This is a genomic window from Pseudoxanthomonas sacheonensis (genome assembly GCF_031455975.1).
In the GTDB taxonomy this organism is placed as follows: domain Bacteria; phylum Pseudomonadota; class Gammaproteobacteria; order Xanthomonadales; family Xanthomonadaceae; genus Pseudoxanthomonas_A; species Pseudoxanthomonas_A sacheonensis_A.
In genome coordinates this window covers 47,037-65,927 of record NZ_JAVDTT010000001.1, presented here as the reverse complement: position 1 = coordinate 65,927, position 18,891 = coordinate 47,037, and the positions used below count along the sequence as shown (strand labels likewise).

At 64.9% G+C, this 18,891-nt stretch carries 14 protein-coding genes; 5 read left to right on the top strand and 9 right to left on the bottom strand.

The window, feature by feature from the left end; genetic code table 11:
- Nucleotides 1-102: 102 nt before the first annotated feature.
- From J2W94_RS00290 to J2W94_RS00275, 4 genes are read left to right on the top strand one after another with little or no spacing between them, the layout of a single operon-like run.
- Nucleotides 103-483 (top strand): molybdopterin-dependent oxidoreductase, encoded by a 381-nt coding sequence (locus tag J2W94_RS00290; RefSeq protein ID WP_310089603.1) that lies wholly within the window; start codon nt 103-105, stop codon nt 481-483.
- On the top strand, nt 480-1,262 hold the full coding sequence (modA, locus tag J2W94_RS00285) for a molybdate ABC transporter substrate-binding protein (protein WP_310089602.1): 783 nt from the start codon (nt 480-482) through the stop codon (nt 1,260-1,262). Before J2W94_RS00290 ends, modA begins: the two co-directional genes overlap by 4 nt.
- Nucleotides 1,263-1,277: 15 nt before the next feature.
- On the top strand, nt 1,278-1,967 hold the full coding sequence (gene modB, locus J2W94_RS00280) for a molybdate ABC transporter permease subunit (protein WP_310089601.1): 690 nt from the start codon (nt 1,278-1,280) through the stop codon (nt 1,965-1,967).
- Nucleotides 1,967-2,584: an ATP-binding cassette domain-containing protein gene (locus J2W94_RS00275; protein WP_310089599.1), complete on the top strand. Its 618-nt coding sequence runs from the start codon at nt 1,967-1,969 to the stop codon at nt 2,582-2,584. Before modB ends, J2W94_RS00275 begins: the two co-directional genes overlap by 1 nt.
- A 35-nt stretch (nt 2,585-2,619) precedes the next feature.
- On the opposite strand, the gene J2W94_RS00270 is transcribed toward J2W94_RS00275, so the two are convergent.
- Nucleotides 2,620-4,284, bottom strand: a complete 1,665-nt coding sequence (locus J2W94_RS00270; RefSeq protein ID WP_310089598.1) for a M56 family metallopeptidase — start codon at nt 4,282-4,284, stop codon at nt 2,620-2,622.
- Entirely contained in the window at nt 4,274-4,642 is a 369-nt protein-coding gene (locus J2W94_RS00265; RefSeq protein ID WP_310089597.1) for a BlaI/MecI/CopY family transcriptional regulator, read from the bottom strand. The genes J2W94_RS00270 and J2W94_RS00265 overlap by 11 nt, the downstream gene beginning before the upstream one ends.
- Before the next feature lie 108 nt (nt 4,643-4,750).
- Between J2W94_RS00265 and J2W94_RS00260 the strand changes: the two genes are divergently transcribed.
- The gene (locus J2W94_RS00260; RefSeq protein ID WP_310089596.1) at nt 4,751-6,724 is read left to right on the top strand and encodes an acetyl-CoA hydrolase/transferase C-terminal domain-containing protein; all 1,974 of its coding nucleotides are present in this window, start codon (nt 4,751-4,753) and stop codon (nt 6,722-6,724) included.
- Here J2W94_RS00260 and J2W94_RS00255 read toward each other — a convergent pair.
- From J2W94_RS00255 to J2W94_RS00225, 7 genes are all read right to left on the bottom strand, one after another.
- Nucleotides 6,721-8,106: an AcvB/VirJ family lysyl-phosphatidylglycerol hydrolase gene (locus J2W94_RS00255; protein WP_310089595.1), complete on the bottom strand. Its 1,386-nt coding sequence runs from the start codon at nt 8,104-8,106 to the stop codon at nt 6,721-6,723. The genes J2W94_RS00260 and J2W94_RS00255 overlap by 4 nt on opposite strands.
- Complete coding sequence (gene mprF / locus J2W94_RS00250; protein ID WP_310089594.1) at nt 8,103-10,688, bottom strand: bifunctional lysylphosphatidylglycerol flippase/synthetase MprF; 2,586 nt, start codon at nt 10,686-10,688, stop codon at nt 8,103-8,105. The genes J2W94_RS00255 and mprF overlap by 4 nt, the downstream gene beginning before the upstream one ends.
- A gap of 135 nt (nt 10,689-10,823) precedes the next feature.
- Nucleotides 10,824-12,842: a transketolase gene (gene tkt / locus J2W94_RS00245; RefSeq protein ID WP_310089593.1), complete on the bottom strand. Its 2,019-nt coding sequence runs from the start codon at nt 12,840-12,842 to the stop codon at nt 10,824-10,826.
- Between the two features lie 102 nt (nt 12,843-12,944).
- Nucleotides 12,945-14,249 (bottom strand): dicarboxylate/amino acid:cation symporter, encoded by a 1,305-nt coding sequence (locus tag J2W94_RS00240; protein ID WP_310089592.1) that lies wholly within the window; start codon nt 14,247-14,249, stop codon nt 12,945-12,947.
- 143 nt (nt 14,250-14,392) lie between these two features.
- The gene (locus J2W94_RS00235; protein ID WP_310089591.1) at nt 14,393-16,078 is read right to left on the bottom strand and encodes a BatD family protein; all 1,686 of its coding nucleotides are present in this window, start codon (nt 16,076-16,078) and stop codon (nt 14,393-14,395) included.
- On the bottom strand, nt 16,075-17,868 hold the full coding sequence (locus tag J2W94_RS00230; protein WP_310089590.1) for a tetratricopeptide repeat protein: 1,794 nt from the start codon (nt 17,866-17,868) through the stop codon (nt 16,075-16,077). The genes J2W94_RS00235 and J2W94_RS00230 overlap by 4 nt, the downstream gene beginning before the upstream one ends.
- The gene (locus J2W94_RS00225) at nt 17,865-18,881 is read right to left on the bottom strand and encodes a vWA domain-containing protein (protein ID WP_310089589.1); all 1,017 of its coding nucleotides are present in this window, start codon (nt 18,879-18,881) and stop codon (nt 17,865-17,867) included. The genes J2W94_RS00230 and J2W94_RS00225 overlap by 4 nt, the downstream gene beginning before the upstream one ends.
- Between the last annotated feature and the right edge of the window lie 10 nt (nt 18,882-18,891).

Sequence of the window (18,891 nt, the reverse complement as noted above, 5' to 3'; positions counted from 1 at the left end):
TGCAGAGTCGCGATAGTCCTCCTCCTGCTTGGCGCCGTTTCATCGCTGCGCGCTCAGGATCACAGCCACGCATCCGACCCTACCTCCCCTTCACCGCTATCGGTGCCGCTGGATCAAGCGACGCTGGCGACGCTTCCACGCTCGGCCGTCGTCGTCACCACACAGGGCAAGACTGCGACCTGCACTGGCGTAAGGCTTTCGGCCCTGCTGGCCCGCGCCGGAGTGTTGTCGGCGGAACACCTGCGCGGCCCGGCGCTGGCCAGCTACGTGCTGGTGACCGCTCGCGACGGCCAGCGCGTGATCTATTCGCTGGCCGAGCTGGAACCCACGCTCGGCAACAACAACGTAATGCTGGTGAATCAGTGCGACGACAAGCCTTTGCCCGACGACAGCGGCCCCTTGCGCCTGATCGCGCCCGAAGAATCGCGATCCGCGCGCTGGCTGCGCCAGGTACAGTCGATCACCGTGGTGGCTGCGCCATGAGCGGCCCGACTCTCAAGGCATGGGGTTGCCTGCTCGCGTTGATCCTGTTCGGTGGCGGCTTGCGGGCAGCGGAGAAAGCCGAACCATTGAGCGTGTTCGCCGCCGCCAGCCTCAAGGAATCGCTGGATGAAGCCGCCGCCGCATACGAGAAAACCAGCGGACAGACGGTGCGCGTTTCTTATGCGGCCAGTTCGGCGCTGGCGCGCCAGATAGAACAAGGTGCGCCGGCCGATGTTTTCCTTTCCGCCGATCTGGAATGGATGGACTATCTGCAGGAACGCAAGCTCATCGATACCGCGACCCGGCGGAACCTGTGGGGCAACACGCTGGTGTTGGTGGCGCCAGTTAGCGGCAACGTTGCGCCTGTGCAACTGAAGCCAGGCGTCGATCTGCTGCCCCGGTTAGGCGAAAAAGGCCGTATTGCGCTTGGAATGACCGCCAGCGTGCCCGCCGGCAAATATGCGAAGGCTTCCTTTATCTCTCTGGGCGTCTGGAATTCGTTGGAACCCCGCATTGCCGAGGCCGAGAACGTACGCGCAGCGCTGATGCTGGTGGCGCGTGGCGAAACGCCGCTGGGCGTCGTCTATGGCAGCGATGCCCGGGCCGAACCGAAAGTGCGGGTGATCGGGACTTTTCCGGAGAATACCCACGCGCCCATCGTCTATCCGGTGGCGCGTATCGCGGCGAGCAGGAATCCGCGTGCTGCCGCGTTCGTACGTTGGCTGGCCACGCCTGCGGCAGCGAAGATCTTCCGCGCGCATGGTTTCAAGGTGCTCTAGGCATCGCCCGTCCGCATGTCGCTATTCACCGCCGATGAACTCACCGCGATCGCGCTTAGCCTGAAGGTCGCCAGCGTGGCCGCGTTGGCCAGCCTTCCGTTCGGGATCGCGCTCGGCTGGGTGCTCGCGCGCAAGCGTTTCCCCGGCAAGTCCCTGCTCGATGCGCTGATACATTTGCCGCTGGTTTTGCCGCCCGTGGTCGTCGGCTATGTCCTGCTGGTGAATTTCGGCAATCAGGGAGTGATCGGCAAGTTCCTGGCTTCGATCGGCATCGACTTCGCTTTCCGCTGGACCGGCGCGGCGCTGGCCAGCGCGATCATGGGCTTCCCGCTGATGGTGCGGGCGATCCGGCTTTCGATCGAAGCCACCGATCGTCGTTTGGAACAGGCGGCAGCCACACTCGGCGCCAGCCCCTGGCGCGTGTTCCGCACCATTACCCTGCCGTTGGCCTGGCCGGGCATCGTCGCCGGCGCGGTACTCGCTTTTGCCAAGGCCTTGGGGGAATTCGGCGCCACCATCACTTTCGTTTCCAACATTCCGGGGGAGACGCAGACGCTTTCCTCGGCGATCTACGGCCTGCTGCAGGTACCGGGCGGCGAGTCGGGAATCTGGCGACTCGCAATCGTGGCGGTAGGGATCTCGCTGCTGGCGCTGTTGTTGTCGGAATGGCTGACCCGCCGCCAGCGCGAAGACGAGGTGCACTGATGCTGTCGCTCGATCTGAAGCTTCGCCGGGGCTCGTTCGAGCGGCATGTGCGCATCGAGGACGCGGCCCGCGTGATCGCGCTCAGCGGCCACTCCGGCGCCGGCAAAACCAGCGTGCTGCATGCGATCGCCGGATTGGTGAAACCGCAGTCCGGCCATATCGAGATCGATGGCCGCCGCCTGTTCGACAGCGCGCGTGGCATCGACATCGCACCGCACCGCCGCCACGTCGGCTACGTCTTCCAGGACACCCGCCTATTCCCGCACCTGGACGTCCGCCGGAATCTGCAATATGGGCGCCGCCCGGGCGATGCGGCCAACGCCTTCGGCTTCGACGCGGTGGTGGCGCTGCTGGGAATCGGGCCGCTGCTGGAGCGCCGCACCATCAACCTTTCCGGCGGCGAAGCCCAGCGCATCGCACTGGGCCGCGCCCTGCTCTCTCAACCCGCGCTGCTGCTGCTGGACGAACCCTTGTCGATGTTGGACCAGGCGCGGCGTGAGGAACTGATTCCCTACCTGCAGCGCGTGCGCGATGAAACCACGCTACCCATCGTCTATGTCAGCCACTCCGCCGATGAGGTGAAGAGGCTGACCGAGGCGGTGCATGTGCTGGATTGAGAGCTGCACGCAATGCGGATGACGGTCGCTTTCCGCTACTGCGGCGGTGATTTCGTCTTGGCCAGCTCCGGGTACATTTCCTCAAGCGGCGGGGTTTCCCGCCAGAACTTTACCGGCACGCGCACCCGGCTGGGAACCGCCTTTCCGTTGATGCGCTTGGGAACATAGACATCTCGGATCGCAATTTCGCGAGCATCGTTGCTGGTAAGAGCACCAGCGGGCCTGACTTCCTCGATATCAACCTTCGAAACGCGTCCGTCCTCATCCAGGTGAAGCAATAACATCGCATCGCCATCGGCCTTGACCATGCCCACCATGCGGACAGGCTCGACCTGGCGGAAAACGCCATCATCATCAATGACCAAGGTAGGCGGTGCGCGTCCAAACACCCGATCCTTCTCCAGAGGAATGATGCGGTCAGCAGGCATCCTTGAAAGCGTCAAGACGGGGGATCGTCCCTGCGCATCGACGAGGGAAGCCAGATCGATCGCCACTGGGCTGTTGCTTTCCAGCGCGTGGGTTTTCTTCGTTTCACGCCCATTGCTGGTGAGCGTCCATTCGATGCTGGGCGCATCAGCACTGCCGCTCGCTTTTACGCGCAGGGACCAGGCCGATTCCGGGACCGTGGATTTCAAGACGAGGTCCGAGTACCCGTTCAACATGGCGTTGGTTGATTTGTCCGCGGCGGTGTACATGGAAGGTCCTTCCATTTGCACCGGCATGTCCTCGGGGATACGTATGTTGACGATCGCGATGGCACGTTCATCCACATGGCCTTGATAAATGGGCGCTTGGCCGTTCGCAGGCTGGGATGCCCACGCCATGTAACTGCTTCCGATCAAAACGGCCAGTACGCTGGTCACCCCGATCCGTCTGCGTAGTTTTCCGGGCAGCGGTCGCTTGAGCATCATGATCCTCTCCTTCAACGATTGGCTGGACTGCCAATGGCAGCCGACCGGCAGTCCAAGGACGGCCAGCTGCGTTTTCAACATCGCTTCGGCATAAGTGCGGCGGCGATCGGGAAACTGCCCCAACACCACCGCATCGCACGCCATTTCCTGATCCTGCCGGAACCGCGCAGCGGCCCAGTGCAGCAACGGGTTGAACCAGTACGCGCAACGCAGCGCCACCACGACCAGATTGACGGCCGTGTCGCCGCGGCGCAGATGCGCGCGTTCGTGGGCCAGCACCATTTCTCCTTCCCGCGATGGATAGCGGGCTTCGAAGTCGGCGGGCAACACGATGCGCGGTTTCCACGCGCCCACCACCGCCGGACAAGCATCCGCCGCCTGCGACACGAATATTCCGCCGCCAACGGGCGAAATGATCCCCAGCGCACGCAGATAGCGGCGCTGCATGCGATGGAAGAACAGCGCCGAAAAAACCACACCGCAGAACCACAGCAATGGCAGCCAGATGCGGTAGTCCGGCAATGCGATGGCGGTGGAATCCGATGCGACGGACGGCATCGGCGCCATGTCCATGGCGACCAGGGCGCCACGGGCCAGTGTGGCCGCTTCGCGGACCGGTGCGGGCAGCAGCACCGCCAACATCGCGAGGGGAACCAGCCACCAGGCGAGATAAGCGACCCGTGCGCCGAACAACCGACGCAAGGGCGTCCTGATCGTCAGTACCAGCAACAGCGCCAAAGTCATCGCCAGCGTGGTCAGCGTCAATGCCTGGATGAGTTCATTCGCCATCGTCGAGCTCCCGGACCAGGCGCTTGAGTTCGGCGATATCGGCCGCCGACAACTTTCCACGCTCACTGAAGTGCGCCACCAGCGGCGCCACGCGCCCGCCGAACAGCCGCTCCAGCATTCCCTCGCTCTGCTGTCCGATCCACGCTTCGCGCGCCAGCACCGGCGAATACAAATAGCGGCGACCTTCCTTTTCCGCCTGGATGGCGCCTTTGTTCAACAACCGGTTCAACAGGGTCTTGACGGTCGGTTCGGCCCAATCGGTATGCACGGATAGCGCGATCACGGCTTCGTCGGCCCCCATCGGACTCTTCTTCCACAGCACCTCCATCACCATGGCCTCGGCTTCGCTGATCTGCATATCGATTACACCTGTAAATGTTTTACGATTACGCCTGTAATCAATAAGCCTGTCAAGTACCCAGACGACCGTTTATCGGTTTGCGGGCCGATCGCCTAAGCTGTCGCCATGACGACCCACTTAGACAATCTCGACGACGCCGTCGAGCTGATCCTCCGCCGTATTCCCGGCACCCTGCGCATCGCCGGTCCCTTGGCCATCGGCAAGCCGCATCGGCTGCTCAATGCCCTGTATCGGCGGGTGGAGAAAGACCCCTCGCGCCCGATGCAGATCTACACCGCGCTATCGCTCGATCCGCCGACTGCGAGCAGCGATCTGGAACGGCGCTTCCTGGCGCCGTTCGCGCAACGCCACTTCGGCGACGATTTTCCCGCGCTTCTTTACGTGCAGGCGATGAAACGCGACGCCCTGCCGGCGCATATCCAAGTGGAAGAGTTCTACATGCAGTCCGGCGCCCTGCTGAAGTCCTCGCAGGCGCAGCGCGCCTATACCAGCCTCAACTACACCCAGGCCGCAGCCGGCGTGGCCCAACGCGGCGCCAACGCGATCCTGCAGAAAGTGGCGCGGGAACCGGGTCCGCTTCAAGGCAAAGCGCCGCGGCTGTCCCTGTCATGCAACAACGACACCACCCAGGACACCATCGACGCGATCCGCGCCCTGGGTTTGCCGCGCCCGTTGATGGTCGCGGAAATCGATCCTGAGCTGCCGTGGATCGGCGGAACCGCCGCGGTGGAAGAAAGTTTCTTCGACATCGTGCTCACACCGCCTGGCCCGTATCCGAAACTGTTCGCGCTGCCGCGCCAGCCGGTGTCCGACGCCGACTACGCCATCGGCCTGTACGCCAGTGCCCTGGTGCGCGATGGCGGCACTTTGCAGATCGGCATCGGCGCGCTGGCCGACGCGCTTTCGCATGCGCTGGTGCTGCGCCATCTCGACAACGAGAAGTACCGCGAAGTGCTGCGCGCACTGGATCCGGAACTGGCGCACCACCCTGCGGTGATCGCCAGCGGCGGCATGGATCCGTTCGCCATCGGCCTGTACGGCTGCAGCGAGATGGTGAACGAAGGCTTCAAGCGCCTGGTCGAAGCCGGCGTCATCCGCCGCAAGGTAGTGGACGACGAGGCGCTGATGACGCGTATCGTCCAGGGCACCGCCAACCTCGGCGACCTGGCCCGATTGGAGCGCGACGGCGAGTACTTGCACGGCGCTTTCTATCTGGGTTCGCCCGCTTTCTACGACTGGCTACGCCATCTTCCCGACGACCAGCGCCGCAGCATCGGCATGCGCCGCATCAGCGAGATCAACCAGCTCTACGGCGGGCACGAATCGCTCGAACGTCTGCAGCGCAGCGGCTCGCGTTTCTTCAACACCTGCATGATGGCTACCGCGCTGGGCGATGCGGTCTCCGACGGTTTGGAGGACGGGCGCATCGTGTCCGGCGTGGGCGGACAGTACAACTTCGTGGCCATGGCGCATGCGCTGGAAGACGCGCGCAGCGTGCTGATGTTCCGCTCGCAACGCGGCGACGGCGGCAAGGCCGAGTCGAGCGTGCGCTGGAACTACGGCCACACCACCATCCCGCGTCATTTGCGCGACCTCTACGTCAACGAGTACGGCATCGCCGATCTGCTGGGCCAGACCGACGAGGATTGCGTGATCGCGATGGCGGCCATTACCGACGCGCGGTTCCAGGAGCCGCTGCTGGAGAAAGCGAAAGAGTCGAAGAAATTGCGCCTGGACTTCGCCGCCGAAGCGGAATGGTCGCGCAATACACCGCAACGCCTCCGCGACACGCTGGCGCCGTTCCGCGACGACGGCACCCTGCCCGACTATCCCCTGGGCAGCGACTTCACCGAAGTGGAACAGCGGCTGGTGAAGGCCCTAGGTTGGTTGAAAGCCGAAACCGGCACGCTGCCGGGGAAGCTGCGGACTATCGGCAGTGCGCTGTTCGCCAGTGGAACTAGGGATGCGGAAGCCTTGCAGCGCATGGCGCTCGACCGGCCGGCCAGTGCGGGCGAATGGCTGTACGCCAGACTGGTTTCGCTCGCGCTGTCGAAAACCGGATCCCGATCCGCCGGCTAGGGTTCCGCGATGCGTTGCACGATAAGCTCGGCGAGCTTGTCGTAGGCGCCATCGAAATGATGCCCGCCCGCCAGCGATTGCGCATGCACATGACCGGGCGGAATGTCCGGACACAGCGAGTCGTCCTCGTCCTCGCCGTAGAGGCATAGCGTGTCGGCATCGCTCAGCTTGATCGCCTCCGGCAGGATCGGCAGGCCGTCGTCGTTGCCGACCCAGTTGGAGAGGTGGAACTCGAAGGAAGCGTTCTGCCCCAGGCCCATGAGCACGGTCTGCGCCACCAGCGCGCGGGACGAGGCGGGCAACCGGTTGACCGCGAAAGGCAACACGTCGGCGCCTTGCGAGTAGCCGATCAGCACGACCCGCTTCTTACGCCAGTGCTTGGCGTAATGACGGACGATCCGGTCGACATCGGTCGCCAGTTCCTCGGGTTCGCGCGCTTTCCAGAAATAGCGCAACGAATCGAAACCGACCACGGGAATTCCCTTGGCCACGAGCGACTTCGCCACCTCCTTGTCCAACCCGGCCCAGCCGCCATCGCCGCTGAGCAGGATTGCGAAGGTGTCGCTGTCGCCGTCGGCCGGTACCTCTATCAAAGGCAGGTCGATCAGCTTCGCTGGCGGAGGCGGAAGCGCGATGTCGCGCCCGGCGGTCAATACGCGGTAACTGGCGAGCAGCGCGGGCAATGTGCCTTTGTCGGTCCAGAGGTTTGGGCCTCGACCCGGCAGTGTCGACAGCGCCGCACCGCGAATGCCGCCGACGAAATCGCGCACGTCTGCGACCGCGCAACGGCCGTCGTTGCTTGCTTGCAGGGCGACCCAGGGCTGCGGCAGCTCCGATACGGGTGCGAGGACCGAAACCTTGCCCTTCGCCTCCTTGAGGAAGCGCTTGTCGGCGCTCGGGCATAACGGCTTTCCCAAATCGAGTCGTGGGCAAAACGACAACGAGATCGCACCGGCGAACGTGTCCTGGTCGGCGACCGCCTGCATCGCGTAAGCCAGCGCGGCGCCGGATCCGTAGCCGACCAACAAGGGCGTTCGGTAGGTGGGTTGACGCGCGTAACCTTGCAGGTAGTGTGAAAGGTTCTCCAGATCGCCGTCCGGCAGCACGCAATCGTCGCCGTCCTTGCCCAGGGCGGCGCGCAGCCTCGGCATGTCGATGCCCGCCACCATCGCGCCTTCCTTGACCAGGGCACGGGCAGCGGTATCCATGGTTCCGTCCCAACCACTGTCGCCGGAAAGGAACAACACGAATTGCCCCGCCTCCCCTTGCGGCCGGTACAGCGCGACGCGGTCGAAGGAGCCATGCGAGATGCGTTCCTGCGCACGCGCCGGAAGCGCGGAGAGGGAGGCGGCCAACAGCAGAACCGAGAGATTTTTGATCATTTCGCGATGACTCCCTTCAAACCGCCGCTGATCAACGCGGCGATATCGGCAAGCAGCAGCAACGGGGCAGCGCCACCCGGCGACGCCAGATAACGCGCTTCCCATTGCGGATCGAATTTTTCCTTGAACGCGCGCAATCCGCGGAAATTGTAGAAATTCTCGCCGTGCGCGAACAACAAGCGGCCTCCGCGATGCCAGAACGGGGCGAGCGAATGCTTGGCCATGCCCGACAACGGCGCCATGCCCAGCCCGAATCGCTGGAACCCGAGCCCGCGCAAATGCAGCATCAGTTCCGAGAACAGGAAATCCATGGTGCCGTACGGCATCGCCGGCAGGTGGCGCATCAGATCGACGGTGGCCTCGGCCTTGGTGTCGGTAGTCAGCAAAGTAGCGAAGGCGACGAGGCGGCCTTCGTGACGCACCACCGCGACCGGCTGTCTCAGTACGTAATCGTCGATGAAGGCGCCTACCGAAAAACGCTTCTCGGCCGCGCGGTGTTCGGCCAGCCACGCATCGGAAACGGCGCGGAGCTCCTCGAGGATCGCCGGCACCGCTTCCGCCGGCACCATCTCGAAGCCGGCGCCTTCGCGTACGGCGCGCTTGATGCTGTAACGCAGGTTGGAACGACGTTTCCCTTCCAGGGAGAAATCGGCCAGCGGCACGTAAGCGTATTCGCCCAACTTGAACAGGCGCAGGCCCGCGTCCAGGTACATCGACAACGATTGCGGACGCACCTGATAGAAACACGCGCGTCCTCCGGCTTCGCGCGCACGTTCCACGAAGCGCCATACCAGTTCGGCCTGTTCGTTCTCCGGCCCCAACGGATCGAACAGGCCGATCCAGGAACGCCGCTGGCGCCCGAACATCACCATGGCTTCGCCGCTTTCGGAGAACAGGAACTGCTTGTCGCCGGTCATCGCCAGAAAACCATCGGCGTTGTCCTGCTGGCGGACGATCAGGTCCGCGCGCGCCAGCGCGGCCGCGTCCGGCGGCTCCAGCGCCGACGATACAGGACGCAACAACTGGCGCACCGCCAATACCAGGGCCAGTAAAGCGATGCCGATCAGCGCGCGCAACGAACGCGGCGCATGCCCGTTGAATTCGAACTGCCACCACAACTCATGGGTGTAGTCGACGTCCTGGTAGGCGAAGAACAGCAGCGCGATCAGCGCGGCGAAGATGGCCGCGACCGCCAGCAACCAGCCCCCGGTGAACGGCACCGACAACAGCGAGGCCTTGCGCGTGAACTGTTTCCGCGACAAGGCCAGCGCGGTCACCAGCGAGACCAGCAGCGCGGCTTCCGATACTGCGATGCCCTTGGGCAGCGCCATCAGCAAGGTCATCCCCGCCAGTCCCAGCCCCGCCCACCAAGCTGCGTCCAGCCGCGACAACATGCCGCGCGCCACGAACAGCAATGCCAATCCGGCGACGCTGCTGAGGAAGTGCGACGCTTCCACCAGCGGCAGCGGCACGTGCAAAGCCAACAACTCCGTGGCTTCTTCGGTGGCCGGAGTCACGCCCGACACCAGCACTACCACCGCCACGACCAGCGTATATGCGGCAAGCAACAACGGCGCCAGACTGCTGACCGCCCTGGTCAACGGCGCCACGATCCCGCTGCGCAATTCGTGCAGCATCATCAGCAGCATGGCCAACGCCAGCGGCAGCACGTAATAGACCAAGCGATAAAGCACGAGCGCGCCGGCCAACGCTTCGCTGGGCACGCGTCCGCCGAGGGCCACCAGCATGACCGCTTCGAACACGCCCAACCCGCCCGGCACGTGACTGATCACGCCCAACACCAGCGCCGCAGCGTAGAAACCGATGAAGACCGGAAAGCCGACGGCGCCGTCAGGCAGCAGCACCCACAACACCGCGCCCGCGGCCAGGATGTCCAGCACCGACCACAGCAACTGCCGCAGCGCCAGCGAGGCCCGCGGCAAGCGCAGGGGCAGGCGGCCGAACAGGCGTCGTTCGCGGCCATCGCGGCACCACACCAGCAGCGCGCCGATCACGGCCAGAACCAGCCACGCACCCGTCGACAGCAGCCAGGCCGGGACATGCACGAGTGGAGCGAGTGCCTGCGCATCCCACAACAGGCCCAACGCCCCCACCGTGCCGACACCCAAGCCGAAGGCCACCGCATTGAAAGCGATGGCCCGCGAAATCAGTCCGGCTTCCACACCGGCGGCTCCGTACAGACGCATGCGCACCGCGCCGCCAGTGAACACGCCCAGGCCGATGGTATTGGTCAGCGCGTAAGCGATGAACGACGTCTGCGCGACGACCCGGTACGGCACCGACGCGCCCACATAGCGAAGCGACGAATGGTCGTAACCGCTCAACGCCAGGTAGCTCACCGCCGTGGCCAGCAAAGCCAGCGTCAGGTCGCCCGGATCGACGCCGCGCACCGCCGCCACGACCTGGTCGTAGCTGATTTCCTGCCACAGGCCCTTGAACGCGAACGCCAACAATCCCGCCAGCGCAATCACGCCGGCCGCAAGCAGCCAGGGTCTGCCCCGCTGCAGCAAGGGCAACCATGATGTCGTCTTGAAATCGATGGTCCGCTGCCTACGCGACATGACCCCTAACCGCCGTTGAACGCATCTATGCGACAGAATCCATTCGCCGCAGTTCCCGTCCTTTATCGCGCAAGCGGCGAAGCATCGCCGTGAAGGCGATGCGATACCGCTTCAATCCGCCTGCGCGTGGGATCCTCAACCCAGCGCTTTTGCCGCTTCCACCACTTTCTCGGCGGTGATGCCGAAGTACGGATACAGCGCCTCGGCAGGAGCGGAAGCGCCGAAGGTATCGATGCCGATCACCGCGCCGTCCAGGCCGACGTACTTGCGCCAGAAATCGGTAACCGCCGCTTCGACGGCCACGCGCTTGCGCACCGCCTTGGGCAGCACCGATTCGCGGTACTCGACCGGCTGGCGGTCGAATACGTCGGTCGATGGCATGGACACTACGCGGGTCTTGATGCCCTGCGCATCCAGCGTCGCCTTGGCCTGCGTGGCCAGGCCGACTTCCGAACCGGTGGCGATCAGGATCACGTCCGCGTTGCCGCCTTCGGCGTCGGCCAGCACGTAACCGCCGCGTGCGATGTTGGCGACCTGCGCTTCGTCGCGCGGCTGGTGCTGCAGGTTCTGCCGGCTGAAGACCAGGCAGCTGGGGCCGTCCTTGCGTTCGATGGCCGCGCGCCAGCACACCGCCGATTCCACCGCGTCGCACGGACGCCAGACGTCGTTGTTGGGGATGTAGCGCAGCGACGCCAAGTGCTCGACCGGCTGATGGGTCGGGCCGTCTTCGCCCAGACCGATGGAGTCGTGCGTATAGACGTGGATCGCGTGCGCCGGATTCAGCGCGCTCATGCGCACCGCATTGCGCGCGTAGTCGCTGAACACCAGGAAGGTGGCGTCGAAGGGAATGAAGCCGCCATGCAGCGCCAGGCCGTTGCTGATCGCGGTCATCGCGAATTCGCGCACGCCGTAATACACGTAGTTGGCATTGGGGTCGTCGCTGGCGACGGTCTTGCTGGCCTTCCACAAGGTCAGGTTGGAATGGGCCAGATCGGCCGAACCGCCGATCAGTTCCGGCAGCAAGGGCGCGAAGGCTTCGATGGCCATTTGCGAGGCCTTGCGTGAAGCGATCACAGGGCCCTCGGCCTGCAATTTCGCGATGAAGGCATTGGCGGACTCGACGAAACCTTCAGGCAAATCTCCGTGCGAGCGACGCGACAGCTCGGCGGCTTCGTTGCCGAAGGTGGCGGCGTATTGGTCGAACAGCGCGTTCCACTGGTCCTCGCGCAGCGCACCGGCCCCGCCGGCGCGCCAGCCCGCGTAGATTTCCTCGGGAATTTCGAACGGGCCGTACGGCCATTCCAACTGCACGCGCGCGGCGGCCAGTTCGTCCTTGCCCAGCGGCGCGCCGTGCGAGGATTCCTTGCCCTGTTTGTTGGGCGCGCCAAAGCCAATCGTGGTGCGGCAGCAGATCAGGGTCGGCCGGTCGGAGGCCTTCAACGCGGTATCGATAGCGGTCTTGATCTCCACCGCATCCTGGCCGTTGACATTGCGGATCACCTGCCAGCCATAGGCTTCGAAGCGCGCCGGCGTGTCGTCGGTGAACCAGCCGTCGGTATTGCCGTCGATGGAGATCTTGTTGTCGTCCCAGAACGCGACCAGCTTGCCCAGACCCCAGGTGCCGGCCAGCGATGCGGCTTCGTGGGAAATGCCTTCCATCAGGCAACCGTCGCCCATGAACACCCAGGTGCGGTGGTCGACGATCTGGTATTCGGGACGGTTGTAGCGTTGCGCCAGCAGCTTTTCGGCCAGCGCGAACCCGACCGCATTGGCGAAGCCCTGCCCCAGCGGTCCGGTGGTGGTTTCCACGCCGGGGGTTTCATGACGCTCCGGGTGACCGGCGGTCTTGCTGTGCAGCTGGCGGAAGTGCTTCAGCTCTTCCAGCGGCAGGTCGTAGCCGGTCAGATGCAGCAGCGCGTACTGCAGCATCGATCCGTGGCCGTTGGACAGCACGAAACGGTCGCGGTTGAACCACTTCGGATTCTTCGGGTTGTGGCTGAGATAGTCGTTCCACAGCACTTCGGCGATATCGGCCATGCCCATCGGCATGCCGGGATGGCCGGACTTGGCGGCTTCCACCGCATCGGCGGCGAGGAAACGGATGGCGTTGGCGAGCTGGCGGCGGCCAGGCTTGTTGGAGGCGGGCGTCGTCATGGGGGCGATTTTCAGTGAGGTCGCCCGTAGCTCGGGCGACCCTATTGTCCCATGGTTGGAGCGCAGAGCGCTTGCTCTTGCCTCCTTTGGAAAAGGGGGAGGTCAGTCCAGGGCTTTTGGCTGATCCTTTTCCCCATGGGCCACCAGGGTGGCCAGGGTCAGGTCGCCGGTTACATTCAGGGTCGTGCGGCACATGTCCAGGAAGTGATTCACGCCCAGGATCATGCCGATGCCGACCGGATCCACCCCGACCATGGCGCAGATCAAGGCCACCACGGGCAGCGATCCGGACGGGACGCCGGCCGTGCCGATACCGCCCAGGATGCAGACCAGCATCACCATGACCTGTTGCCAGATCGTCAGGTCCACGCCGAAGAACTGGGCCAGGAACAGTACGGTGACACCCTCGAACAACGCGGTGCCGTTCTGGTTGGCGGTGGCGCCCACGGTCAGCACGAAACGCGAGACACGATTGGGCAGATGCAGCTTTTCTTCGGCCACGCGCAGCGAAGTGGGCAGCGTGGCGTTGCTGGAAGCGGTGGAGAACGCCATCACGCTGGCTTCCTGGGTGGCGCGGAAGAACGCGAGCGGCGACTTGCCAACGGCTTTCAGTGCCAGCGAATAGATCACGAACATGTGCAAACCCAGCGCAAGTACCACCACGCCTACGTACTTTCCCAGCTTTACAAGCAACTCGAAACCGAAGATGGCGGCCAGGTTGAACATGAAGCAGGCCACCGCATACGGCGCCAAGCGGATCACCAGCCCGATCAGAGTCATGGAGATTTCGAAGACGCCTTCGATGCCGCGCTTGAGGATGCCGGTGTTCTCCGAGGGCGTTAGCACCAGACCAACGCCGAACATCACCGCGAAGAACATCAGGGACAGGATCGCCCCGTTGTTGGACGCGGCACCGAGCACGTTGTCCGGCACGATGGAAAGCAGCATGTCCAGGCCGCGCGGTTGCTTGTCGACGCTGGCGACGATTTCCTTGGCGCGTTCGGCGTTGTCGGTCAGCAGGCTCTGTGCGAGCGCGGGATCCACGCCGGCGCCGGGCTTGAGCAGGTTGACCAGCACCAGCCCGATGATCACCGCCACCGAGGACAGGATCACGGTGTAAGCCAGCGTCTTCCAACCGATGCGGCCCAGTGCGCGGATGTCGCCCATTTCGGCGATGCCCACCACCAGGGCCGAGAACAGCAGCGGCACGATGAGCATGAAGATGAGGTTGAGGAAGATCTTGGAGAACGGCGTGGTCACATAGGTGGTGACCCCCTTGACCCATTCCGCATCGCCGCCGCCGGTTACGTGCACCACCAGTCCCAGCAGCAGGCCCAGGCCGAAGCCGATGGCCATCTTCCAGTGCAAGGGAAGCTTCTTCCTGCCGGAAACGGGCGCGTCGCTCATACGGTGATTCCTTTACGGACAAGCCCGAAGCTTAGCAAACCTCCTGGCCGTAGGAAGCCGTAGGAGCGACGTGAGTAGCGAAGGCACACATCTCCAACGGTCATCGCGACTCGCGTCGCTCCTATGCGCCATACCGCGACGCGTCAGGGCGGATATAAGGACGGCAGGATTCCCTTGGCGGGCTTGGGTGTGGCCCGCCAAATCGGCCCGTTGCGGAAAGCCTCGCGCAATGCAGCCCGTGCCGCCACCCCGTCTCCGTCGGCCCATCGCGCCCGACGCAGCCGCTCCACGGCATCGCGTTGCACGGACGATTCCAGCCTCGCGATCAACGCATCCAGATCGGCGCTCGGCGGTGTGGACATGCCACGCAGAACGTCGCCGACCTCATCCAGATCGCCGCTGTCCAGCACGCGTTTGAGGTCGATCATGGTCTGCGTGGGCAGCGGCTCGGCGGGTTGGCCGTCCTGTCTGGGAAGCCGCCGCGCAGGCGGCGCGGCGCGGCGCCGCAGTGCCCAAACCAGCGTGATCAGCCATAGGCCTGCAAAAGCCACCGCCAGCCAGGCCCAGACACGATTGGACGTACGCATGCGATCGCTGGCGGCAGGCAGGGAGTTGTCTTCGGCGGCGGTTGCGCCCGCAGTGGCGGGGAGCGTCGCGCCTGCGAACCCACCGGTTCCAGGCGCGACCGGGAGGGTGAGGTCGGGCAGGCTGGCCGTCTTCGCCGCGCCCGTTCGCACATCCCACCATCCCATCTTCAAACCGGGCACGGCCAGTTTGCCGGCGCCATTGGGCACCAGCGAATAGCGCCGGGTCAGCTTCACCTGCGGGGATCCGGCATTGAAGGTTTCATCGTACTGCGGCGGTTCCGCGAATACCTGCGCGCCGGCCACCGACGGCATTGGCAGCTCAGGCATCTGCGCCTGCACCGCGCCCTGCGCGATGACTTCCACCACCAGCGTCGCGGCTTCGCCAGCACGCAGCGATTGTGGGGCGCCGACATAGCGCATGCGCAGGTCGCGCAACGGCAGCCAGGGCTGCGGCGCATTGGCCGGCTGCGCGCGTACGTCCAGTGTGCGGGCAGCGCCATTGGCGCGCATCTCGCGGCTGTTGCCGCCCAGCAGATCGTCCATCCATCCGCCCGCGCCGCGGCCCGCGAAACGCGCGCCGGGAATCACCAGCTTGCCGCTGCGCTCGGGCACCATCAGGAAGCGCCGTTCCACCACGTTGTAGCGGCGGCCATTGAACTCGCGGCTCGATTGCACATCGTCGCCCACGCGCTGCAACGAAGCGCCCTCGGGAGTATCCAGATCGAGCTGGCCGGAAGTCAGCGGCACCGCGTAGAACAAGCGCAGGGTGACACCGACGGACTGCTGGACGTAAGGACTGGGATCGTCGACCTCGGTTTCCAGAAAAGCCGTCGCATTGCCGCGTGCCGAGGCCGGCGCCGGCGCCGAAGCCCCGACCACCAGCGCCAACGGCGGGCTTCGCTGGGTACCGATCGGCAACGCGGGGATCGCCAGAGTGCCCGCGCGACGCGGAGCGAGGTTGACGACGTACGTGGTCTTGGCCGTCACCGCGCCGTTGACCATCTGCATTTGACTGCTGCTGGACTGCCCGCTGAGATCGAAATCGCCGCGCAGCGGCGAGAAATCCGGAGCCGCGGCGACCTGATCGGTCTCGATGCTGAGGGTGACCGATTCGCCCAGCGCGACTTGGTTGCGGTCCAGCCAGGCGCGGGTCGCGGCCTGGGCCGCATCGGCGCCCATTGCCGATGCCAGCAAGCACAGCATCGCCAGGGTCATCACCGCCAGGGTCGGGTTGCGTTTCATTGTCCTTCCTTCTGCCGGCGTTCGTATTCCAGCTGGAATTTCGTTTTCAGCAGGCCGCCGGGTTCATCGGGCACGCGCCGCAACCAGGCTTCCACGGCCTGCCTGCGCTCGCGCTGCTCAGGCGTTTCCGCAGGCTGACCTGCCCGCGGATCGTTCTTGCCTTGCTGCGCGGACTGCTTGCCCGCCTGCGCCATGGCCTGTTGCATGCGCTGGCGTTGCGCGGCATCGGCAGCCTGCTGCGCTTTGGCGTCCGCGGCCTTTTGTTCCGGAGTGCGGGGCTGTTCGGATGCTTGTCCGGAACCGGTCTTGGACGGGGTCTGCTGCGGATTGCCGGACTTGTCCTGCGCATCGGCAGGCTTGTCTTTCGGCTCGGTTTTTCCGTCCCCGTTCTGCTGCGGATTGTTTTGTTGCTGGTCCTTCGACTGCTTGCCTTGCTCTTGATTCTGGTTTTGGTTTTGGTTTTGGTTCTGTCCTTCCTGTTGCTTGCGCTTGCGCGCGGCATCGACGACCTTGCGGTTCTCGATCGCGTCTTCCATCTTCGGCTGCCGCTTCAACGCCTGATCGTAGGCGGTGATCGCTTCGTCGTAGCGACCCTGCTTGGCCAACGCATTCGCCTGGTTGTACCAGGCATCGGCGCTGTCGATGCCGGTGAAAGCCTGTTCGGCGGCGGCATAGTCGCCTTTACGATAAGCATCCGCGCCTTGTTCGATGCGCGCGTGCTCCTGCTGGTCCGCGCGTTGCCACCATTGGCGCTCTGCGGCCTGTGCCGACCCTGGCATCGCAAGCGGCAGGCAAAGGCAAAGTGCGACCGCTGCGAACGCGCCGCCGCGACGGAACGCGAACAACGCCAGCAGCATCAGCGGCGGCAGCAGCCAGTAGCCATCGTCCTGCCAGGCCAAACCCTTCTTGCCACGCGCCGCGCTGGCGTCGGTTTCGCGCGGCAGCAACAGATCGAGGGTGCGGAGATCGGAGTCGTCGGCGGCGATGGTTTGATAGCGGCCGCCACCGGCCGCGCTCAGCGCGCGCATCGATCCCGCCTGCAGGCGCGCTTGCGCAATGCGACCGTCGGCGGTGCGATAGGGCGCGCCCGCTGCCGTGCCCAAACCCAGCGCCGAGACGCGATAGCCCTGACGCAACGCGTCGGCTGCGGCGCCGTTGGCTGCGGCATCGGCATGGTCGCTGATCAGCAAGATATCGCCGCGCTCGAACCCGGCCTGTTGCAACAAGCGCACCGACCAGGCGATGGCCTTGCCGGGCTGTTGTCCGTCCACCGGCATGACGTCCGGTTCCAGCGCATCGAGGAACAGCGCCACGTTGGCCGCATCGTCGGTGAGCGGCGCCACGGTGAACGCCTCGCCCGCATAGGCCACCAACGCTACTTGGCCTCCGGCGCGTTCGCGCAGCAAAGTGGCCAGCTTGGCGCGCGCCTGCAACAGACGCGAGGGCGGCAGATCCGAGGCCGCAATGCTGCTGGACAGATCCAGCGCGATCACCAGCGGCGAATGCGATTGCCACAACGGCTGCTCGCCCTGGCGCCAACTGGGGCCTGCGAGCGCCAGGACCGCGATGACATAACCCAACGCGCCCATCCACAACGTGCCGCGTACCGCCTTACCGCCCTGTTCCAGCAGATGCGGCAGCAGATGCGCATCCACCACGCCTCGCCATACGTTGTCGTTGCGCTGACGCGCGCGCCACAACGCCCACAGCGCAGGCAAGGCGAGCAACGCCCATAGCCAATGCGGGCGCAACAAATGCAATGAGTGCAGCGAGGTCATCCAACCGCTCATCGCATTCGCCTCGGCAACAGGAATGCGAACAACGCGACCAGCAACGCGGCCGCCAGTGGCCATCCGTAGCGTTCCACGCGTGGACGCACGCGTGCGCCCTCCTGCTTCACCGGCTCGATGCGATCGAGTTCGGCGTAGATGCCGGCCAGCTGTTCGGTATCGCGCGCTCGGAAGGATTGCCCGCCGGTCTCCTGCGCGATCTTCTTCAATGTTTCCTCGTCTATTTCGTCTCCGCCGCCCGGCATGGGCAAATTGAGGCCGAAGATCGAGAGCCCGCCACCGGAACCGCCGAAGGCGATGGTGTGGATGCGTACGCCTTCTGCTTTTGCGAGTTCCGCAGCCTTCAGCGGTTCGAGTACGCCCGCGGTATTGACCCCGTCGGTGAGCAGGATTAGCACGCGCTGGCCGTTGGGCTGATCGCGCAGGCGCTTCACCGCCAGACCGATCGCGTCGCCGATGGCGGTCTCGCGTCCGGCCAGGCCAGCAACGCTGTCGCGCAGTTGATCGCGCACCGAATCGCGATCCAGGGTGAGCGGCGTCAACGCATAGGCGCGCTGGCCGAACACCAGCAGTCCCACCCGATCGCCGACGCGACGGTCCAGGAAATCCGCCAGCACCGCTTTGGCCGCCGTAAGTCGATCGACCACGTTGCCGCCGAGTTCCATGTCCGGCTCGCTCATGCTGCCGGACAGGTCCACGGCCAGCATCAGATCTCGCCCGCTTTGCGGCGGCGCCACCGCTTCGCCAAGCTGTTGCGGGCGCGCGGCGGCGGCGCAAAGCAGGAACCACGCCAGCCAGGCCAAGGCCGCGATATGCAAATGCCGCGAACGACCGCCGACCGTAGCGATGGCGTCCAGCCGCCGGCCATACGGCACTTTCAGCGCTACGGAAGTATTGCGATGAGGCGGCAACAGCCATCCCGCCAACCAGGGCAGCGGAAAAGCCAACCACATCCATGGCCAAGCGAAACCGCCGAACGCGACCTTCAGTGATTCGAACCAGGAATCGATCATGGCACTTCGA

Excerpts from the sequence above, each read along its gene's own strand:
- modA (WP_310089602.1), top strand. The coding sequence starts at position 480 with ATGAGCGGCCCGACTCTCAAGGCATGGGGTTGCCTGCTCGCGTTGATC.
- modB (WP_310089601.1), top strand. The coding sequence starts at position 1,278 with ATGTCGCTATTCACCGCCGATGAACTCACCGCGATCGCGCTTAGCCTG.
- J2W94_RS00275 (WP_310089599.1), top strand. The coding sequence starts at position 1,967 with ATGCTGTCGCTCGATCTGAAGCTTCGCCGGGGCTCGTTCGAGCGGCAT.
- J2W94_RS00270 (WP_310089598.1), bottom strand. The coding sequence starts at position 4,284 with ATGGCGAATGAACTCATCCAGGCATTGACGCTGACCACGCTGGCGATG.
- J2W94_RS00265 (WP_310089597.1), bottom strand. The coding sequence starts at position 4,642 with ATGCAGATCAGCGAAGCCGAGGCCATGGTGATGGAGGTGCTGTGGAAG.
- J2W94_RS00260 (WP_310089596.1), top strand. The coding sequence starts at position 4,751 with ATGACGACCCACTTAGACAATCTCGACGACGCCGTCGAGCTGATCCTC.
- J2W94_RS00255 (WP_310089595.1), bottom strand. The coding sequence starts at position 8,106 with ATGATCAAAAATCTCTCGGTTCTGCTGTTGGCCGCCTCCCTCTCCGCG.
- mprF (WP_310089594.1), bottom strand. The coding sequence starts at position 10,688 with ATGTCGCGTAGGCAGCGGACCATCGATTTCAAGACGACATCATGGTTG.
- tkt (WP_310089593.1), bottom strand. The coding sequence starts at position 12,842 with ATGACGACGCCCGCCTCCAACAAGCCTGGCCGCCGCCAGCTCGCCAAC.
- J2W94_RS00240 (WP_310089592.1), bottom strand. The coding sequence starts at position 14,249 with ATGAGCGACGCGCCCGTTTCCGGCAGGAAGAAGCTTCCCTTGCACTGG.
- J2W94_RS00235 (WP_310089591.1), bottom strand. The coding sequence starts at position 16,078 with ATGAAACGCAACCCGACCCTGGCGGTGATGACCCTGGCGATGCTGTGC.
- J2W94_RS00230 (WP_310089590.1), bottom strand. The coding sequence starts at position 17,868 with ATGAGCGGTTGGATGACCTCGCTGCACTCATTGCATTTGTTGCGCCCG.
- J2W94_RS00225 (WP_310089589.1), bottom strand. The coding sequence starts at position 18,881 with ATGATCGATTCCTGGTTCGAATCACTGAAGGTCGCGTTCGGCGGTTTC.